Raw genomic sequence first — 18028 nt, 5'->3', positions numbered from 1 at the left:
CTCAATCCGGACAAGTGGTGTAAAAGTACCCGTAATATTCAATATTGTTTGTATTTTTGTATTCTGATTAACATTTTCTGCCAACCGCTCTTGTTTTTTTGTTAGCTTTATAGTAGTATATTTATACTACTAAATCCAACGGAGCTTTTTTTTATTCTCTACAAATAAATTTTGTAATTAAGCATATGGAGGGCTTTATGGATATTGAAAGTTTATATTATTTCTCGGAACTATCAAAAAGTTTAAATATGACACATACAGCCAATCGATTATATATATCTCAGCAAACACTCAGCAATCACATTCAGCGTCTTGAAAACTTTTATGGAACCCCACTCTTTTATCGAAAGCCAAAACTATCTCTCACTTCGGCAGGCACAGAGGTATTAAAATTCGCTGATATGGTCATTATTAATCATCAAAATTTAAAAGATACACTTTCTGATATGTCCAAAGAAGAACGTGGCACTATCCGTTTTTCTTCAAGTGCATTGCGCCTAAGTACATGTTTTTCAGCTGTTCTTCCTAAATTTCACGAACGATATCCTCTTGTGGATTTTCAAATTACAGAAGCTGTTACTTCTAAACTGGTGCCTCTTTTAACCAGTAACGATCTTGATTTGGGAATTATCGCCTATTCAGATAGTCATCCTGAAATTGAACAAAAGCTGCTCCTAAACGATAAATTATATTTATGTGTTTCCGAGAAACTTTTAGATCAATTCTACCCTCTTACAAAAGAGAGTTTAAAAGAGCAGGGAATTCAAGGAATTGAAATCACACATTTTTCTGAGCTTCCCTTCTGTGCTTTTAAAAATATTGTATGGAATAAAATCCGTTCTTGTTTTGATATTGCTGGGATTCAACCTAAAATTTATTCTTACAGCACCTACACGCCTCTTGGATTTCAACTATGTTCCCAAGGTTTTGCTGCATGTATCATGACACAAATGCATCTTGCTAACCATTTAAAAGAGATTCCATCAGATATGAATATATTTCCAATTTATTCAAATGGAGTTCATCTTCCTCACCAGCTTGCGATTGCCTACTCAAAAGGCCGCTATCTGCCGCTATATATGAAATATTTAATTGAACTTCTCCTTGAGTATGCATCTACAGTTGAAACCGTGCACCTTGCACATAAAGCTGACCCACTTGTATAATGACGTACCAGTGATTTTTTCAATTCAACAACATTACCTTTTCAATCTTACTAAAAACAGATTGTTTTATTTTGCGAACACTTCCCACTATAATAAAGACAGTGAAAAACAGCTTATCAAAGACGTTTCATTATAGGAACATGGGTTGGAAAATTTACTGTCACAGGAAATTATGTCCGAAAGCCGCACGCCTCTTGAAGATACAGGCCATAATATAATTATCTACGGTCGCGTTTTCAAGACCGCTGATGTTCTCACTGATTTCCATGAAAGTCAGCCGTATGCTATGATCGTTCGTATCACATCAACCACTCGCAAAGTGATTGAGCCAAACCCGAACTTAAAAGTTATCGTTCGTCACGATGCCGATTTCGACGTTCTTGACGTAAAAACATACCCTGACAACAACATTCAAGTTCTCCACGAACCGGCCGCAAACAGTACCTCCATTGCAGAGGCAGCAATATAGCTCACCTTAGAGTGCAGCCGTAACGTGACTATTCTCCATAAGACATGGGTATGTTGCGATAAATCAGACAATTTCTACAAGATAAAATTAAAAGTGCGCAAGAACACATTAAAGGCAGAACCATCAATCTGATCGGCAGCGACAACACCGGATGCTACGTTACAAAGCACTGTCTCACATTCAAGATAAATATTCTCGCATACGATCCGTAAAAGCCAACTTCTTTTCTCATATAGCGAAAATAGGCAGGACTTATCAAGATGATAGGTTCTGCCTGTTTTTTGCTGTATCTTCATAGAAGAAACCTGTTAGAAATTTTTCTGTAGCTTTTTATAGTCAGTTAACGGTTATTTATTTTCAACTCTCCCTTAATTCTCTCAAGATCATACTCCGGCGCTGCTTTCACTACCGCCTCGTATATTTCTTTCAGCTGATCTTCCGATGTTTCCAGAGCATCCGCAATCCGTTCCAGCGACTGACCTTTCCGTACTTTTTTTATTACTAATTCAATCTGGTTCTGCATGCGTCCCTGGTCCAAGCCACTGCCATATCCACTATCATATCCATTATCGTATCCTTCTTCATACCCACATTCCCTCACATTTTTCAGATGCAGCTCTTCGTTATATTCTGTCAATACCACGTTTCGCACCTCCGCTCTGTTTTTCTTTAAAAGATCCTTCAACACGCCCTCTTTCAAGGACTTACTGATTGCTTCATCTACAGCTTCCTCCAATGTCTTTCCGACACGGACTCCCTGTCTCACATTTTCCACAAAATAAGAATAATCGTGCAATGTCTGGCACTTCTCCATTAATTTCTGATTGTATCCATAATTAATATTTAACATGATCGCAGTACACTCCAGCGCTGCCTCCTCATCCTGCCCGCCTTCAAATGAATCTGACAGCCGGAGAATCCTTCTTTCCGGTTCCTTCTTTAAACCGTTATAAAAGACAAGAAACTTCGGCTTTGGGATCATGATCTGCTTTTCGGAATACATATCAAGATGGTTGCTTTCTACCCATCCCTTTATCAGATCTCCAAAATATATGGTTCCCCTCAATGGCATGTTTGGATTACTGGTACTCTGGGCTTCATACAAATTCAGATAATGTGCAAACAAGAATGAGACATCATTTTTCATCCCCATATACACCACATCTTCCAGCGTATTAATCTCCAAATCGTCCGCATTCGTATACGAACTTCCGTTTACCGCGTTATACAGGCTCAGTAACTCCTCCTTCCCATGAAACACCAGTCGGAAAAGGCTGTCTTTAAAGTTTCTCTTTACTTTCGTCATAGTTTCTCCTTTCATTGTACACGATATAGAGTTTTTTTGCAATTTCGTGGGAATGATTTCAGAACTGAAGTCAGATACCACAGACGCCCGGAATCACGGGCAGGGATCTCCAGGAAAGAGATCTGTTTGATAATCTTATATTAGCATATTTGCCTTATAAAAGAAAGTGCTATAACATATAAGCGTCTCTTTTCGTACCAGCGATTTCCAACAACATTTCCTTTTCAACCTTACAAAAACAGATTGTTTTATTTTGTGAACAATCTCCGCTATAATAAAGACAGTGAAAAACAGTTTATCAAAAATGTTTCATTATAGGAGGTATTATCATGGGTTGGAAAATTCTACTCCCACAGGAAATTATGTCCGAAGGCCGTAAGCTTCTTGAGGATGCTGGCCATACCGTAATCGACGGCCGCGGTTTTGAGACAGAGGACGTTCTCGCTGATTTCAAGGAATATCAGCCGGACGCTATGATCGTCCGTATCACACCGATCACACGCGAAGTGATCGAGTCAAACCCGAACTTAAAGGTTATCGTTCGTCACGGTGCCGGTTTCGACGCTCTTGACGTAAAGGCCTGCCACGACAACCATGTACAGGCTCTCTACGCACCGGTCGCAAACAGCACCTCCGTTGCAGAGACAGCAATGTTACTCATCTTAGAGTGCAGCCGTAACGTGACTGTTCTTCACAAGACATGGGTAAATGACTTCTACAAGGCAAAATTAAAAGTCCGCAAGAACACATTAAACGGCAAGACCATCGGTCTGATCGGCTGCGGCAACATCGGAAGCCGCGTTGCAAAGCGCTGCCTCGCATTCGAGATGAATGTTCTCGCATATGACCCGTACAAACCAGCTTCTGAGTTCCCGGACGGCGTTGAGGTTGTCCGCGACCTTGACCGCATCTTCAAAGAGTGCGACTATGTTTCCCTTCACTGCCCGAACACTCCGGTTACCAAGAACATGGTAAATGCAGATCGTCTCGCAATGATGAAACCGACAGCATTCTTAATCAACACCGCACGCGGCGGCTGTGTGGACGAGGATGCTCTCTACGAGGCATGCAAGAATGGCGTGATCGCAGGTGCCGGTCTTGACGCAATCAAGAAGGAACCGGTTGATCCGGCTAACCCACTCTTAACTCTCGACAATGTTATCATCTATCCGCATATCGGCGGCAACACATCTGAAGCTGCCCATCGTGCTTCCTACTTCGCAGCTATGGGCGTTCAGGAAGTCTACGAAGGCAAGAAGCCGACATGGCCGATCAACGATGTTGACTATAAGACAGCTAAGACCTACACAGACACAAAGAAACCGGATACAAAACCGGCTGGAATGTTTGATTTCTAAACAATCGTTTGCCAACTTCTTTTCTCATATAACGAAAGCAGGCAGGACTTATCGGAGTGATAGGTTCTGCCTGTTTTGTTATACGTTTATAATTTTCATTCCCATGTATACCACGTCTTCCAGTGTGTTGATTTCCAGATCATCTGCATTCGTATACGAGCTTCCATTTACCGCATTATACAGACTCAGTAACTCCTCCTTCCCATGAAATACCATTCGGAAAAGACTGTCCTTAAAGTTTCTCTTTACTTTCGTCATAGTTTCTCCTTTCATTGTACACGATATAGAGTTTTTTTGCAATTTCGTGGGAATGATTTCAGAACTGAAGTCAGATACCACAGACGCCCGGAATTACGGGCTGCGATCTCCAGGAAAGAGATCTGGTTGATAGTCTTATATTAGCATATTTATTTCACAAACGAAAAAACGCACGTCCTGCTACAGCTCATTTCTGCATGCAAAACGTGCGTTTCCCGCTTTATTTTCAATTATTCATTTTTGAAATCTTCTTTTAACTTATTGAAAAAACCTTTCTTCTTTCCCTCCGGCGATGCAACCCCCTTCATCGCATCATCAAACTTTCTGAGGGCTTCTTTCTGCTCCTCCGTAAGCTTCTCCGGAACTGTAACAACAAGCGTTACATAATGGTCACCACGGATGTTCTTATTTCTCAGTGACGGAACACCCTTGCCGCGGAGACGTACCTTTGTGTCGGTCTGGGTTCCCGGTTTTACCTCGTACTCAACCTCGCCGTCGACGGTCTTGATCTTGATCGGACCTCCAAGGGCTGCTGTTGCGAAGGAGATCGGTACTGTGGAGAAGATGGATGTCTCCTGGCGCATAAATACCGGGCTTCTGGATACGGTTACCTCAACGAGAAGGTCTCCTCTCTCGCCGCCGTTCGTTCCGGGCTCTCCTTTTCCTGCGATGCGGATGCTCTGTCCGTTGTCGATACCTGCCGGGATCTTGACCTGAATCTTCTTCTTGCTGGAGATATATCCGGTACCGTAGCAGTCCGGGCACTTCTCCTTGACGATCTTACCGGTACCTCGGCAGTCCGGACATGTCTGGACATTCTGTACCTGACCGAAGAAGGACTGCTGGGTGTAGACGATCTTACCTTTACCGTTACATTTCGGGCAGGTAACCGGAGATGTACCAGGCTTTGCGCCTGTTCCGTGACATTTCGGACACTCATCCTTCAATGTGAGCTCGATCTCTTTCTCGCAGCCAAAGATTGCCTCTTCAAATGTGATCCTTACGCCGGTTCTTAAATTTGCGCCGCGCATGGGACCGTTGCTGCTTCTTCCGTAAGCGGAACGTCCACCTCCGAAGAAATCTCCGAAAATATCTCCAAAGATATCTCCCATGTCGGCTCCGTTGAAATCGAATCCGCCGTAGCCACCGGCCCCGCCTGCGCCTCCCTCAAAGGCTGCATGACCGAACTGGTCATACTTTCTTCTCTTTTCCGGATCACTTAAAACGCTGTATGCCTCGGAAGCTTCCTTAAACTTTGCCTCCGCCTCTTTATCTCCCGGATTTGCGTCCGGATGGTATTTCTTTGCAAGAACTCGATATGCTTTCTTTAACGCCGCTTCGTCCGCATTTTTCGGCACGCCGAGGACTTCGTAATAATCACGCTTGGTCTCTGCCATTTCTTTATTCTTACCTTTCCTGTTAGTGAGCGGTACCACGCTTCACGCGTACCTTTTTACGGAACCTGCCGACGGAAGCTTTCTTCAGACGTCACGGCTGAGTCCTGCCGCGGCAATATTTCCGGATCGTTGCCGATCAAAATCTTGATATAAGGCAACCGAAAGAACGCCCAAGATGGGGCGTTCTTTCGGATTTATAGTGCCTGACTCGAGCTGTCTTCCTGTTTTCATTTCACAAAAACAAGAGACCTTTGGCGTCCGCCAACTGGCAATTCCGGCTAAAAAGAACTTATGCAAGCTATCTTGCAACGTCCTTTCCAGCCCTCATTGTCGCTCGATCAAACTGTTATTTAGACTTCTTTGTAGTCGCCATCAACGACATCATCGCCATATCCAGCCTGGCTTGCGCTCTGTCCAGCCTGCGGACCTGCCTGGCCCTGTGCGCCTGCTGCGCCCTGAGCTGCCTGAGCCTGCTCATAAACCTTTGCGAAGAGCTTCTGCGCGCTGTTCATGAGTTTCTCTTTCGCTGCCTTGATCTCCTCGACCTGGGCGTCTGTCATCTGCTCTGCCGGAGCTTTGTTGATCGCTTCCTTGAGGGCATTCAAGTCAGCCTCAACAGCGGCCTTATCGTTTGCATCGATCTTATCGCCAACTTCTTCCATTGCCTTCTCTGTCTGGAATACCATGGAATCAGCTTCATTTCTTGTATCGATCGCTTCTTTCTTCTTCTTATCCTCAGCCTCGTAAGCTGCAGCCTCCTTAACAGCCTTATCGATATCATCCTTGGACATATTGGATCCGGATGTGATGGTGATATGCTGCTCTTTGCCTGTGCCGAGGTCCTTAGCGGATACGTTTACGATACCATTTGCATCGATATCGAAGGTAACTTCGATCTGCGGAACACCTCTTCTTGCCGGAAGGATACCGTCAAGACGGAACTGGCCAAGAGTCTTGTTGTCTCTTGCGAACTCACGCTCACCCTGTACAACGTGGATATCTACGGCTGTCTGGTTATCAGCAGCTGTGGAGAATACCTGGCTCTTCTTTGTCGGGATCGTTGTGTTTCTCTCGATCAGCTTTGTAGCAACGCCGCCCATTGTCTCGATGGAAAGGGAAAGCGGAGTTACATCGAGAAGAAGGATGTCACCTGCACCGGCATCGCCTGCTAACTTACCACCCTGGATCGCTGCACCGATGGCTACGCACTCATCCGGGTTTAAGCTCTTGCTCGGCTCTTTGCCTGTTAACTGTTTAACCTTTTCCTGTGCGGAAAGCATACGTGTGGAACCACCTACGAGGAGAACCTTGGAGAGCTCTGCTGCTGTTAAACCAGCGTCTCTTAACGCGTTCTGTACCGGAATTGCTGTTCTCTCAATGAGATCACTTGTCAGCTCATCGAATTTAGCTCTTGTGAGGTTCATATCTAAGTGCTTCGGTCCCTCAGCAGTTGCTGTGATGAACGGAAGGTTGATGTTTGTTGTTGTTGCGGAAGAAAGCTCTTTCTTTGCTTTCTCAGCAGCTTCTTTTAATCTCTGAAGTGCCATCTTATCACCGGAAAGATCTACGCCCTCTGTCTTCTTGAACTCGTCGATCATCCACTGTGTGACACGGTTATCGAAATCATCACCGCCGAGGTGTGTATCACCGTTCGTCGCAAGAACTTCGATAACGCCGTCACCGATCTCGATGATGGAAACATCGAATGTACCGCCGCCGAGGTCATATACCATGATCTTCTGCTCTTTCTCGTTGTCAAGACCGTAAGCAAGGGCTGCCGCTGTCGGCTCGTTGATGATACGCTTTACATCAAGACCGGCAATCTTACCTGCATCCTTTGTTGCCTGACGCTGGGCATCGTTGAAGTAAGCCGGAACTGTGATAACAGCTTCTGTTACTTTTTCACCGAGGTAGCTCTCAGCATCTGCTTTTAACTTCTGAAGGATCATCGCGGAGATCTCCTGCGGTGTGTACTTCTTGCCGTCAATATCTACCTTGTAGTCGGTACCCATATGTCTCTTGATGGAGGAGATGGTTCTGTCAGCGTTTGTAACTGCCTGACGCTTTGCCGGCTCACCCACAAGTCTTTCTCCTGTCTTTGTAAATGCAACGATAGACGGTGTTGTTCTGACACCTTCTGTATTAGCGATAACTGTTGGTTTACCGCCTTCCATAACTGCTACGCAGCTGTTTGTTGTACCTAAGTCAATACCAATGATCTTACTCATAATGATTTTCCTCCTCTAAATTTGGAATATTAGGAATGAGTGGTCGTCCAGCAGTCTCTGCCGGATGATCACATTGTTTCAATGTTAGTTTGCAACCTGCACCATGCTGTGACGAACGATGGAATCTTTGTAGGTGTAGCCCTTCTGGAGTTCCACTGCCACAACATTCTCGCCGAGATTCTCATCCTCCACATGCATCACTGCGTTGTGGAAGTTCGGGTCGAACGGTTTTCCGACTGCCTCGATCGGCTTAACGCCCATATCATCGAGTGTCTTTACAAATTGCTTATATATCTTTTCCATTCCGTCTGCAAACGCGGATCCTTTCGCGTCTTCCGGAATGGAATTAAGACCTCTTTCAAAGTTATCGACGATCGGAAGGATCTTTTCGATTACATCCTTCGCACCGATCTCATACATTGCGGACTTTTCCTTGTCCGTTCTCTTGCGGTAGTTATCAAACTCCGCCATGGATCTCTTGAGCTTGTCATTTAACTCATCGATCTTCTCGTCCTTCGGATCTTTCTTCTTTTCAGAAGCTTTTTCCTCTTTTTCGGACGTCTCTTTATTTTCTTTTTCGGAAGCGGCTGTCTCTTTGGTTTCTTTTTCCTCAGAAACGGCTTTTTCCGTTTTCTCTTTTTCTAACTCTTTCTCTTTCACTGCTCTCTTCACCTTTCATTTTTAAACGTTTCGTTCAGCTGCGCAACTAACGATCTCAAGGTCGATACGACTTTTTCGTAGTCCATTCGTTTTGGTCCCACGATACCGATCGTTCCGCGCATCCCATCGCCGAGCGCATAATTTGCGGTTACGATGCTGCAGTCTTTCATGCTCTGGACCGGAGTTTCATCTCCGATATAGACCTGAATTTCATTGTCCGGATCATCCGTTTTATTCTGCTGCTGCCCGTCGATCAGTCCCCTGAGAAGTTCTTTATGTTCCAAAGTACCGATCAGCTGGCTCGCTTTTTCCGTATCGGAAAGCTCCGGGTATTTGAAAATATTGGTTGCCCCGCTGGTATAGATCTGGAGATCTTCGTCCTGGGACCGGATCACTTCACTGACTTCATTCAGCACCAGATCCACCACTCTTCTGTGGGATCCGGCCTGTTCTTTCATTTTTGCGATCACGCCAAGGTTGATCTCCTCGATCGTCAGACCGTTCAGGCTGCTGTTTAAAAGAATATTTAAATTCAGAAGCTCTTCGTCACTGAGTTCCTCATCGATCGTAACAAAGGAGTTTCTTATAATATTTCCTTCCACAACGACTACCACCAGAAGTTTGTGTTCCTCCACCTTCGAGAGCTGGATAAACTTTAACTTTGTCTGGTTGTAACTCGGTCCGCTGATCAGGGTCGCATAGTTCGTATTGTTGGCAAGAACCTTTGCAAGCTGCTTCAGAAGCAGTTCCACGCGGTCTACCCGCTGGATCATCAGTTCCTGCATATGCTCGACCTGACTATCTTTTTCCTTGATGATCTGGTCAACATAGAAGCGGTAACCTTTATCGGAAGGAATTCGTCCCGCCGAGGTATGCGGCTGAATGATGTAGCCAAGTTCTTCCAGATCAGACATCTCATTTCGGATCGTCGCGGAGCTGAGCTTCAGATCCGAGTATTTGGAAATCGTTCTGGATCCCACCGGCTCACCGGTCTCCAGATACGTCTGGATAATCGCTTTTAAAATTTTTTCTTTTCTCTCATCCAGTTCCAAAACTCTCACCTCTTCTTTATTAGCACTCTTTATTGAGGAGTGCTAACATTTACAGTTGTTACTATATTACTTAGTGTGTTGTTTGTCAAGGGCTTTTGATAATTTTCACATTTTTTTCACTATTTTTTTCATCGCCTTTTTCTACCAGGATTTTACAGGATCCGCCCGGCTTTCCCCTGGATTTTCCTGTGAATCCCGGGGGCTTTGCGTCACATTAAGAACATTTCTGCCATATGGGGGGACTGTTTGCGTCCTGGCAGTAATACCCAAAAACTTGACAAATTTGGAAAATTATGTATAATACATACTTGTTTCCAAATTGTTACATTTCTATTACACATCTGCATATAATTTGTAATAGATATGAAACAAAAAAAGAAAGGATTGTTATATGAAGAAATTTAGATTGACCATCTGTGTTTTACTGACCGTCATTTCGATGCTCTTAAACACCGTATGTGCATTCGCAAGTACCCCGAAAAACTCTGGCCACCTGGACAGCATCGATGGAAATAAGGTTTCCGGATGGGCGTGGAACTCCGCTGCCCCGGATACCCCGGTCTCCGTCACCGTCACTGTGGCCAACTCCCATACTGGCGAGTCTCTTTTATCTGAGACCGCCGAAGCTGATATCGAGCGCAATGACTTAAAGGAAAGCGGCATCGGAAACGGTGCCCACGGCTTTGAGATCATGATCGACTGGTCCTCCATCCCGGATGATACCTACATGATCAAGCTCAGCGTGAACGGCACAGCACTTCCGTTAGCTTACCAGTACAATACCGCAACAAAGATCATCAAAAATGCCACCCTCGTTTCCTTAGGTACATTTAAGACCACAGCTTACTGCCCGTGCAGAAGCTGCTCCGAGGGCTACGGCCGTCTCACAAAGACCGGAACCCAGGCGACCGCAAGCCGCACCGTAGCCGTTGACCCGCGGGTCATTCCGCTTGGAAGCCACCTTTTGATCGATGGTGTCGAGTATATCGCTGAGGACGTCGGAGGCGGCGTCAAAGGAAAACATATCGATATTTTTTACAACACACATTCGGAAACAAGAGATCACGGCGTTGAGCGGTCTGAGGTCTATCTGATCCAGTCTTAAGTTCATCTGCCCCGTTATATGAGTTTCCACCCGATATATGACAGGACTGGAAGGACATCCCCTAATAAATTCTTCCTGCTACATGGCAAAAAAGGGAATCTCTCCTGAGCATGCGAAAATGCTCATGAAAGATTCCCTTTCTTAATTATACATATCTTATGTGAGTCAGGACCTCTCCTGAATTCACAGGCTTGCTCCTATCTTTAAACAGTATGCCCCTTCGCCACATAAAACGGCTGTGTATCCGTTCCCTTCAGCTCCTGGCCAACCTCAATCGTCACGTTCTTGTCTGTGACAACGTAATCCAGCCGTGCGCCTGCTTTCACCACCGTATCCTGCATCAGGACACTGTTTCTGATCTTTGCGCCCTTTGCGATCTTAACGCCTCGGAAGAGAACACAGTTCTCCACATCGCCTTCGATCACGCAGCCATCAGCCACAAGGTTATTTTTTGTCTTACATCCGTTAATATATCTTGTCGGGTTGTCATCACGGATCTTTGTGTAGATCTGGCCGCCGGTAAACAGCGCGTCCAGATTCTCATCATTGAGAAGTTTCATATTCTCATCGAAGTAGCTCTTTAAGCCGCAGATCCTCGCGTAATATCCATCATATTTATATCCGCGGATATTGTACTTCTCAAGACGCGGTGCAAGGATATCACGCTCGAAGCAGGAGTATCCACGTACAAACGCCGCATGGATCTTATCGATCAGTGCTTCTCTATCCATAATATAAATATTCATGGAGAGGTTCTGTTTTCCGCACATTTCAGAATTCATAAAGATCCGTCTCACGCGTCCGTCATCAAGCTTTAACGTGTAATACATATCCCCGTGGGAACCTGCGCGGATCAGTTCCGCCGGGATCTCCTGCTCTGTGTAGGCAACCGTCACATCGGCACCGCTCTCGATATGTTCCGCTAACATTGCGTTGAAATCAAAATCCACCGCGATATTGGCGTCCATCATGATCACATACTTTTCTTTTTTGCTTTTCAGATACGGAAGGATGCTCTCAAGTGCCTCGACGCGTCCGCTGTAGACCTTCATATTTTTCTCCGCATAGGGCGGAAAAATACTGAGGCCTCCGTTTTTTCTGAGAAGATCCCACGCTCGTCCGGAGCCCAGATGGTCCATCAGGGAATGATAATTCTCCCGGACCACGATGGCAATATTGCTGATCCCGCAGTTTGCGAGACTGGAAAGCAGGAAGTCGATGATCCGGTAACGTCCCGCAAACGGGATCGATGCCATCAGGCGGTCACCCGCAAGCTCCGGCACCAGATTATCATAACTGTTTGGAAAAATAATACCGATCGCATTTGCATTGGAATTTACCATTGTTCTTCACCATCCTCCACATTTTTATTGACCATGGCGTTCGGGCCGATCTTTGCGCCCTTTCCGATGGTGATTCCGGAACCGATCGTCGCAACGCCGTGTTCTTCCCCCTTCGGCATGGATCCAACAACGGCATTTTCACCGATCACAACATTTTCCGCGACGATACAGTGTTCTACAACAGCTCCGGCCTTTATGACCGTTTTGCCCATGACAACGGCATCTTCGATCTTCGCTCCCTTTTCTACCCTGACACCAGAGAACAGGATCGAATGCTTAATACTTCCGTCGATCCGGCATCCGTCTGTGATCATGGAATTCTCAACGACTGCGTTGGAGCCGATCTTGTGACCGGTCATACCGCTGTTCCGGCTGTAGATCTTCCAGTTTTCATCAAAGATATCGATCCCGCTGTGTTCCGGATCAAGAACCTCCATATTTGCTTCCCAGAGGGATGAGATCGTTCCAACGTCCTTCCAGTATCCCGCAAAGTGGTACGCGTACATCTTCCGTCCGTCTTTTAAGAGGTTCGGAATGATGTTGTTTCCGAAATCATTCTCGGAATTCGGGTCTGCCTCATCCTCGATCAGGTACTTCTTTAAAATATCCCAGTTAAAGATATAGATTCCCATGGAAGCCAGATTCGACTTCGGGTTCTTCGGTTTCTCCTGAAACTCTGTGATCCGGTCGTCCCCATCCGCCACCATCAGACCAAAACGGGATGCCTCGTCCCACGGCACTTCCATAACCGCGACACTGAATTCTGCGCCTTTTTCCTTGTGGAAGCGCAGGAAATCACTGTAATCCTGCTTGCAGATCTGATCACCGGATAAGATGATCACATACTGCGGATCGTAGCGCTCGATGAACGGAATGTTCTGATAGATTGCGTTTGCGGTTCCCTTATACCAGTCGGAACCGGATGCCTTCTGATACGGCGGCAGTACATGTACTCCACCGTAAAGACGGTCGAGGTCCCACGGCTGGCCGTTTCCGATATACTCATTCAGTACCATCGGCTGGTACTGGGTCAGAATTCCCACGGTATCAATTCCGGAATTTACGCAGTTCGAGAGCGGAAAATCAATAATTCTGTATTTCCCGCCGAAAGGGACTGCCGGTTTTGCAAGCTTCTGTGTCAGTGCATAGAGTCTTGACCCCTGGCCGCCTGCAAGAAGCATTGCGATCATTTCCTTAGCCATAATAATATCCCCCTGTTTTTTGGATACAGTCTCTCCGTGCAAAATGTACAACCATACATTTCATTGGATTGTACAAATCATATCACATTGTTGCCGTTTTTGATAGTGGTTTTATGCACTTTTACCATGTTTTTTACATGATCTATATATGTATTCTGCTTTTTTATCCTCTGTACCATTTAAGCTACGCTTATGATCTACTTGTTTTTTCTCAGCATGCATGCCCTTTTTCACTCCACGCAGGATCTCTGACATCGAAAACTACGGCTGAAAAAAAGCGCGGTCTCCGCAGGATCTTTAGTCCTGCAGAAACTGCGCCATAATATAATTGCTCACATCAAGTCCATAATCCGTCAGAACGAACCGGTCGCCCTGAAATACCGCTGCTTTTTCCTCCACAAACGTTTCCATGAGCCCCGGATAGACGTCCTTCGCGGACACCCCGAACCTCCGCTCAAACTCCGGAAGGGACACCCCGGCTGTCATCCGTAGTCCCACATAGAAGAATTCCTCCTCCATGTCTTTCTTCGTGAGCTTTTCCACATCCGTAAACATCCCCGGCTTTTCTTCCAGATACTGCTTCATATCGGAATTGACCGCAAACCTACAGCCGTCCATGTAGGAGGATGCCCCGAGTCCCAGTCCCAGGTAGGGCAAGCCTGTCCAATAACCGATATTGTGGCGGCACGCTCTCCCCGGCTTCGCATAGTTTGAGATCTCGTACCGCTCATACCCACAGTCCCGCAGGAACCGCTTCGTCTCGTGGTACATCTCCCTCTCGGAATCCTCGTCGGGAAGAAGTTTCCGTCCCTCTTCGCTCCCGTACTTCTCACCGAAAGGAGTTCCATCCTCAATGATCAGGCTGTACGCCGAGATATGTTCCGGATTCAGGTCCGTGACCCGCTTTAAGGTGTCCTTCCAGGACTCGCGGGTCTGTCCCGGCAACGCTGACATAAGGTCGATATTGATGTTCGTGAACCCGCACTCCCGGGCCAGATGGAAGCTCTCCAGGAATTCCGCCCAGGTATGGATCCGGCCGAGAAGCTTTAGCTCTCTGTCATTTGCTGATTGGAGTCCAAAGCTCAGGCGATTGATCCCGGCCCACCTGTAATCTGTGAGTTTCTCCCTTGTCACGGTTCCAGGGTTCGCCTCCATGGAGATCTCCGCGCCTTCCGCCACATGAAACGCCTTCCGCACATGTTCCATGATCCCGACAATCAGCGCCGAATCCGGCACGGACGGGGTTCCGCCGCCGATAAAGATCGTATCTACCGGAATGTCCCCGTATTTTTTTCCCATGGCGTCAATATCTTCCCTGAGCCGCCTCGTGTACAGGTTCTGGGTCTCCTGGTCCGTCGGAAATGAAAGGAAGTCGCAGTAAGCGCATTTTCTCACACAGAACGGCATGTGCAGATATAATTCCATGCCCCCGTTCATGCGAGAACCTCACTGAGCATCTCGATCTCGTCCTCGAACAGGCAGTATCCCGGATCATGGGCTTTCACCGCCGCCAGGACATCCTCGATCCGCATCCACTTCACAGACTCCACTTCTTCTTTCTGAAGCTTGAGTTTTTCGATCTCTACCGGCTTTTCATAAGCAAAAACATGACTCTTCTCATGATTCTTAAAGATCCGTCCATGGAACTCGCCTTCATAGCGTCCGTCATGGACCCCGACAAGCCGCAGGTCTTCCGGCTCTGCCGCAATTCCCAGCTCTTCCTTCAACTCCCTGAGCGCCGACTCCAGATAGTCCTGTCCCGCCGGAATATGCCCGGCGCTGGAGATATCGTAGCAGCCCCCGAAGGAGTCCTTCCCTCTGCTCCGCTTCTGTAAAAGCAGGTCATGTCCGCCGTCCCTCCGTCTTCTTACGACCCAGACATGGCTCGTCCGGTGCCAGTCACCGTTGAGATGGACCAGCGTGCGCTCTCTCACCTGCCCCGACAGCTCTCCATTCTCATCGAGGAGATCAAGAAGCTCCAGCGGTTTTCCGTCCAGGACCGCTTCCTTTAAGAGATCATCCTGGTAGCGGAGTTTCAAAGAGAAGAACGGTGCTTCCTCGTCGAGAAGCCGATGGAAGATCCGGTCGCCTTCCCAGAGGTTCAGGCTGTCGATCTCAGTCTTAGGAACCCACTCCAGAGTCCCCTCATTGCAGTCTGCCAGCTCACCTGTAAAGCCATCTGCCGTGTAGAGGAAAATGTACTCCATTTCGGCATCATCATCATTGTACATGAAAGTCAGAACGCCCCGAAGTCTATAGCTTGTGAGTGTCAGGCCTGTCTCCTCCTTCGTCTCCCTTAAAATGCAGTCCTCCGGGCTCTCCCCCCGCTCAAACTTCCCGCCAATGCCGATCCACTTGTCTTTATTGACGTCGTGTTTCTTCTTGATACGATGGATCATCAGGTATTTGTCATCTTTTTCAATGTAGCATAATGTTGTAAGCTTCATAATAGTTCCTCATCTATGTGCAAAAAAGTCCATTTCTTCGAACGATCTGAAATGGACTTTTTATCTGGATCAATATTTTAATTTACTCCTCGTCCAGCTTCAGAACGCTCATAAACGCCTTCTGCGGAATCTCCACGTTTCCGACCTGGCGCATACGCTTCTTGCCTTCCTTCTGCTTCTCGAGAAGCTTCTTCTTACGGGAGATATCGCCGCCGTAGCACTTCGCGAGGACATCCTTTCTCATGGCTCTCACCGTCTCACGGGCAATGATCTTACCACCCACAGCAGCCTGGATCGGAATCTCGAATAAATGCTTCGGGATCTCATCCTTCAGCTTTTCGCACATCTTTCTGCCGCGCTCGTAAGCGGATCCCTCAAACACGATGAAGGAAAGGGCATCCACAGTTTCCTTATTGATCAGGATATCGAGTTTTACAAGCTGTGACTGCTCGTATCCCTTCAACTCGTAGTCGAAGGACGCGTAACCGCGGGATCTTGATTTCAGCGCGTCAAAGAAGTCGTAGATGATCTCGTTTAACGGAAGCTCATACTTTAAGAGTGCACGCGTCTCTTCCATATATTCCATGCCGAGGTAAACGCCGCGGCGTTCCTGGCATAACTGCATGATCGCGCCCACAAATTCTGTAGTCACCATGATCTCTGCGGAGACGATCGGCTCCTCCATATATTCGATTTCGGACGGATCCGGCATGTTGGACGGGTTCGTGAGGTCGATCACCTCGCCGTTCGTCTTGTGGATCCGGTATACAACGCCCGGTGCCGTCGTCACGAGGTCAAGGTTATACTCGCGCTCCAGGCGCTCCTGGATGATCTCCAGGTGTAAAAGCCCTAAGAATCCGCAGCGGAATCCGAAGCCCAGTGCGATGGATGTCTCCGGCTCAAAGAACAGGGACGCGTCGTTTAACTGCAGCTTCTCTAAAGCATCACGGAGCTCCGGATATTTCGCTCCATCCGCCGGATAGAGTCCGCAGTACACCATCGGTGTTACCTTCTTATATCCCGGAAGTGGGGCCGCGCACGGATTTAAGCGGTTCGTCACCGTATCACCCACGCGGGTATCTTTCACATTCTTGATGCTGGCTGTAATGTATCCAACCATGCCGGCCCGGAGCTCATCACAGGGGATAAATTGGCCTGCGCCGAAATATCCGACCTCAACGACATCGTAGGAAGCTCCCGTCGCCATCATCTGGATCGGGGTGCCTTTCTTCACGGTTCCCTCTTTCACACGGCAGAATACGATAACACCGCGGTAGGAATCGTAGAGTGAGTCAAAGATCAGCGCCTGAAGCGGTGCCTCCGGATCCCCCTTCGGAGCCGGGATCTTATGGACGATCGCTTCCAAAACATCCTCGATATTGAGTCCCATCTTTGCAGAGATCCTCGGTGCGTCGTGAGCCTCAAGTCCGATCACATCCTCGATCTCCTCCGCCACACGGTCCGGATCAGCGCTCGGAAGGTCGATCTTATTGATGACCGGGACAACATCAAGATCATGGTCAAGGGCAAGATACACATTTGCAAGCGTCTGGGCCTCAATGCCCTGAGCCGCATCTACAACAAGGATCGCACCGTCACACGCCGCAAGGCTTCGGGATACCTCATAGTTAAAGTCAACGTGACCTGGGGTATCGATCAGGTTAAAGATATACTCCTCGCCGTCCTTTGCCTTGTAAACCGTGCGGACTGCCTGGGATTTGATCGTGATTCCGCGCTCTCTCTCAAGATCCATATTGTCAAGGATCTGGGCCTGCATCTCACGGCTGGTTAAAAGACCGGTCTTCTCGATAATGCGGTCCGCCAGCGTGGATTTACCGTGGTCGATATGGGCAATGATACAGAAATTTCTGATTTTATCCTGGGAATAATGAACCATTCATGTTCCTCTCTTCTATATGATTTCTTCTTTATATGATCCATTTCTCTGTCACTGCTTGTCGAACCACCAGATCTTTACTCCTGATCGTTCGGTCCATCGGAAAATACCTTTATACACAGGAATTTCTCCCTTGGGGA

Annotated in this window: 15 protein-coding genes; 4 read left to right on the top strand and 11 right to left on the bottom strand. The window is 47.2% G+C overall.

Annotated features, from left to right (window positions below; genetic code table 11):
• Positions 1-197 precede the first annotated feature (197 nt).
• Both DWY93_RS10815 and DWY93_RS17490 read left to right on the top strand, forming a co-directional pair.
• Entirely contained in the window at positions 198-1166 is a 969-nt protein-coding gene (locus tag DWY93_RS10815; protein ID WP_117512780.1) for a LysR family transcriptional regulator, read from the top strand.
• Positions 1167-1311: 145 nt separating this feature from the next.
• Positions 1312-1635: a hypothetical protein gene (locus DWY93_RS17490; RefSeq protein ID WP_242990594.1), complete on the top strand. Its 324-nt coding sequence runs from the start codon at positions 1312-1314 to the stop codon at positions 1633-1635.
• Between the two features lie 340 nt (positions 1636-1975).
• On the opposite strand, the gene DWY93_RS10805 is transcribed toward DWY93_RS17490, so the two are convergent.
• Positions 1976-2941, bottom strand: a complete 966-nt coding sequence (locus DWY93_RS10805) for a hypothetical protein (RefSeq protein ID WP_117470912.1) — start codon at positions 2939-2941, stop codon at positions 1976-1978.
• A gap of 329 nt (positions 2942-3270) precedes the next feature.
• Between DWY93_RS10805 and DWY93_RS10800 the strand changes: the two genes are divergently transcribed.
• Positions 3271-4299 carry a hydroxyacid dehydrogenase gene (locus DWY93_RS10800; RefSeq protein ID WP_117470913.1) on the top strand — a complete coding sequence of 343 codons (1029 nt, stop codon included), beginning with the start codon at positions 3271-3273 and terminating at the stop codon, positions 4297-4299.
• Positions 4300-4377: 78 nt separating this feature from the next.
• On the opposite strand, the gene DWY93_RS10795 is transcribed toward DWY93_RS10800, so the two are convergent.
• From DWY93_RS10795 to hrcA, 5 genes are all read right to left on the bottom strand, one after another.
• Positions 4378-4557: a hypothetical protein gene (locus DWY93_RS10795; protein WP_117470914.1), complete on the bottom strand. Its 180-nt coding sequence runs from the start codon at positions 4555-4557 to the stop codon at positions 4378-4380.
• Positions 4558-4787: 230 nt separating this feature from the next.
• A complete protein-coding gene (gene dnaJ, locus DWY93_RS10790) occupies positions 4788-5954 on the bottom strand; it encodes a molecular chaperone DnaJ (RefSeq protein WP_117470915.1) in 1167 nt (388 codons plus the stop codon).
• 350 nt (positions 5955-6304) lie between these two features.
• On the bottom strand, positions 6305-8182 hold the full coding sequence (dnaK, locus tag DWY93_RS10785; RefSeq protein ID WP_117470916.1) for a molecular chaperone DnaK: 1878 nt from the start codon (positions 8180-8182) through the stop codon (positions 6305-6307).
• Between the two features lie 84 nt (positions 8183-8266).
• The gene (gene grpE, locus DWY93_RS10780) at positions 8267-8842 is read right to left on the bottom strand and encodes a nucleotide exchange factor GrpE (RefSeq protein WP_242990593.1); all 576 of its coding nucleotides are present in this window, start codon (positions 8840-8842) and stop codon (positions 8267-8269) included.
• Between the two features lie 8 nt (positions 8843-8850).
• Positions 8851-9903, bottom strand: coding sequence for a heat-inducible transcriptional repressor HrcA (gene hrcA / locus DWY93_RS10775; protein ID WP_117470917.1), 1053 nt, complete (start codon positions 9901-9903; stop codon positions 8851-8853).
• 382 nt (positions 9904-10285) lie between these two features.
• Here hrcA and DWY93_RS17485 point away from each other — a divergent pair, with 382 nt between their 5' ends.
• Positions 10286-10999: a 3D domain-containing protein gene (locus DWY93_RS17485; RefSeq protein ID WP_015555032.1), complete on the top strand. Its 714-nt coding sequence runs from the start codon at positions 10286-10288 to the stop codon at positions 10997-10999.
• Between the two features lie 203 nt (positions 11000-11202).
• Here DWY93_RS17485 and glgD read toward each other — a convergent pair whose 3' ends face one another.
• From glgD to lepA, 5 genes are all read right to left on the bottom strand, one after another.
• The gene (glgD, locus tag DWY93_RS10765) at positions 11203-12342 is read right to left on the bottom strand and encodes a glucose-1-phosphate adenylyltransferase subunit GlgD (protein ID WP_117470918.1); all 1140 of its coding nucleotides are present in this window, start codon (positions 12340-12342) and stop codon (positions 11203-11205) included.
• A complete protein-coding gene (locus DWY93_RS10760) occupies positions 12336-13544 on the bottom strand; it encodes a glucose-1-phosphate adenylyltransferase (protein WP_117470919.1) in 1209 nt (402 codons plus the stop codon). Before DWY93_RS10760 ends, glgD begins: the two co-directional genes overlap by 7 nt.
• A 297-nt stretch (positions 13545-13841) precedes the next feature.
• Complete coding sequence (hemW, locus tag DWY93_RS10755) at positions 13842-14981, bottom strand: radical SAM family heme chaperone HemW (protein WP_117470920.1); 1140 nt, start codon at positions 14979-14981, stop codon at positions 13842-13844.
• Positions 14978-15991 (bottom strand): NUDIX domain-containing protein, encoded by a 1014-nt coding sequence (locus tag DWY93_RS10750; protein ID WP_117470921.1) that lies wholly within the window; start codon positions 15989-15991, stop codon positions 14978-14980. The genes hemW and DWY93_RS10750 overlap by 4 nt, the downstream gene beginning before the upstream one ends.
• An 82-nt stretch (positions 15992-16073) precedes the next feature.
• Complete coding sequence (gene lepA / locus DWY93_RS10745) at positions 16074-17888, bottom strand: translation elongation factor 4 (protein WP_117472280.1); 1815 nt, start codon at positions 17886-17888, stop codon at positions 16074-16076.
• Positions 17889-18028 lie beyond the last annotated feature (140 nt).

Origin of the sequence: Clostridium sp. AF28-12 (assembly GCF_003435225.1) — a bacterium.
Taxonomy (GTDB): domain Bacteria; phylum Bacillota; class Clostridia; order Lachnospirales; family Lachnospiraceae; genus Pilosibacter; species Pilosibacter fragilis.
Note: the sequence above shows the minus strand (reverse complement) of the source record. Positions and strands in the feature narration are given on the sequence as shown.

Bases quoted from the DNA above. Each gene is read 5' to 3' on its own strand.
- DWY93_RS10815 (WP_117512780.1), top strand. From the start codon at position 198: ATGGATATTGAAAGTTTATATTATTTCTCGGAACTATCAAAAAGTTTA.
- DWY93_RS10805 (WP_117470912.1), bottom strand. From the start codon at position 2,941: ATGACGAAAGTAAAGAGAAACTTTAAAGACAGCCTTTTCCGACTGGTG.
- DWY93_RS10800 (WP_117470913.1), top strand. From the start codon at position 3,271: ATGGGTTGGAAAATTCTACTCCCACAGGAAATTATGTCCGAAGGCCGT.
- DWY93_RS10795 (WP_117470914.1), bottom strand. From the start codon at position 4,557: ATGACGAAAGTAAAGAGAAACTTTAAGGACAGTCTTTTCCGAATGGTA.
- dnaJ (WP_117470915.1), bottom strand. From the start codon at position 5,954: ATGGCAGAGACCAAGCGTGATTATTACGAAGTCCTCGGCGTGCCGAAA.
- dnaK (WP_117470916.1), bottom strand. From the start codon at position 8,182: ATGAGTAAGATCATTGGTATTGACTTAGGTACAACAAACAGCTGCGTA.
- DWY93_RS17485 (WP_015555032.1), top strand. From the start codon at position 10,286: ATGAAGAAATTTAGATTGACCATCTGTGTTTTACTGACCGTCATTTCG.
- glgD (WP_117470918.1), bottom strand. From the start codon at position 12,342: ATGGTAAATTCCAATGCAAATGCGATCGGTATTATTTTTCCAAACAGT.
- DWY93_RS10760 (WP_117470919.1), bottom strand. From the start codon at position 13,544: ATGGCTAAGGAAATGATCGCAATGCTTCTTGCAGGCGGCCAGGGGTCA.
- hemW (WP_117470920.1), bottom strand. From the start codon at position 14,981: ATGAACGGGGGCATGGAATTATATCTGCACATGCCGTTCTGTGTGAGA.
- DWY93_RS10750 (WP_117470921.1), bottom strand. From the start codon at position 15,991: ATGAAGCTTACAACATTATGCTACATTGAAAAAGATGACAAATACCTG.
- lepA (WP_117472280.1), bottom strand. From the start codon at position 17,888: ATGGTTCATTATTCCCAGGATAAAATCAGAAATTTCTGTATCATTGCC.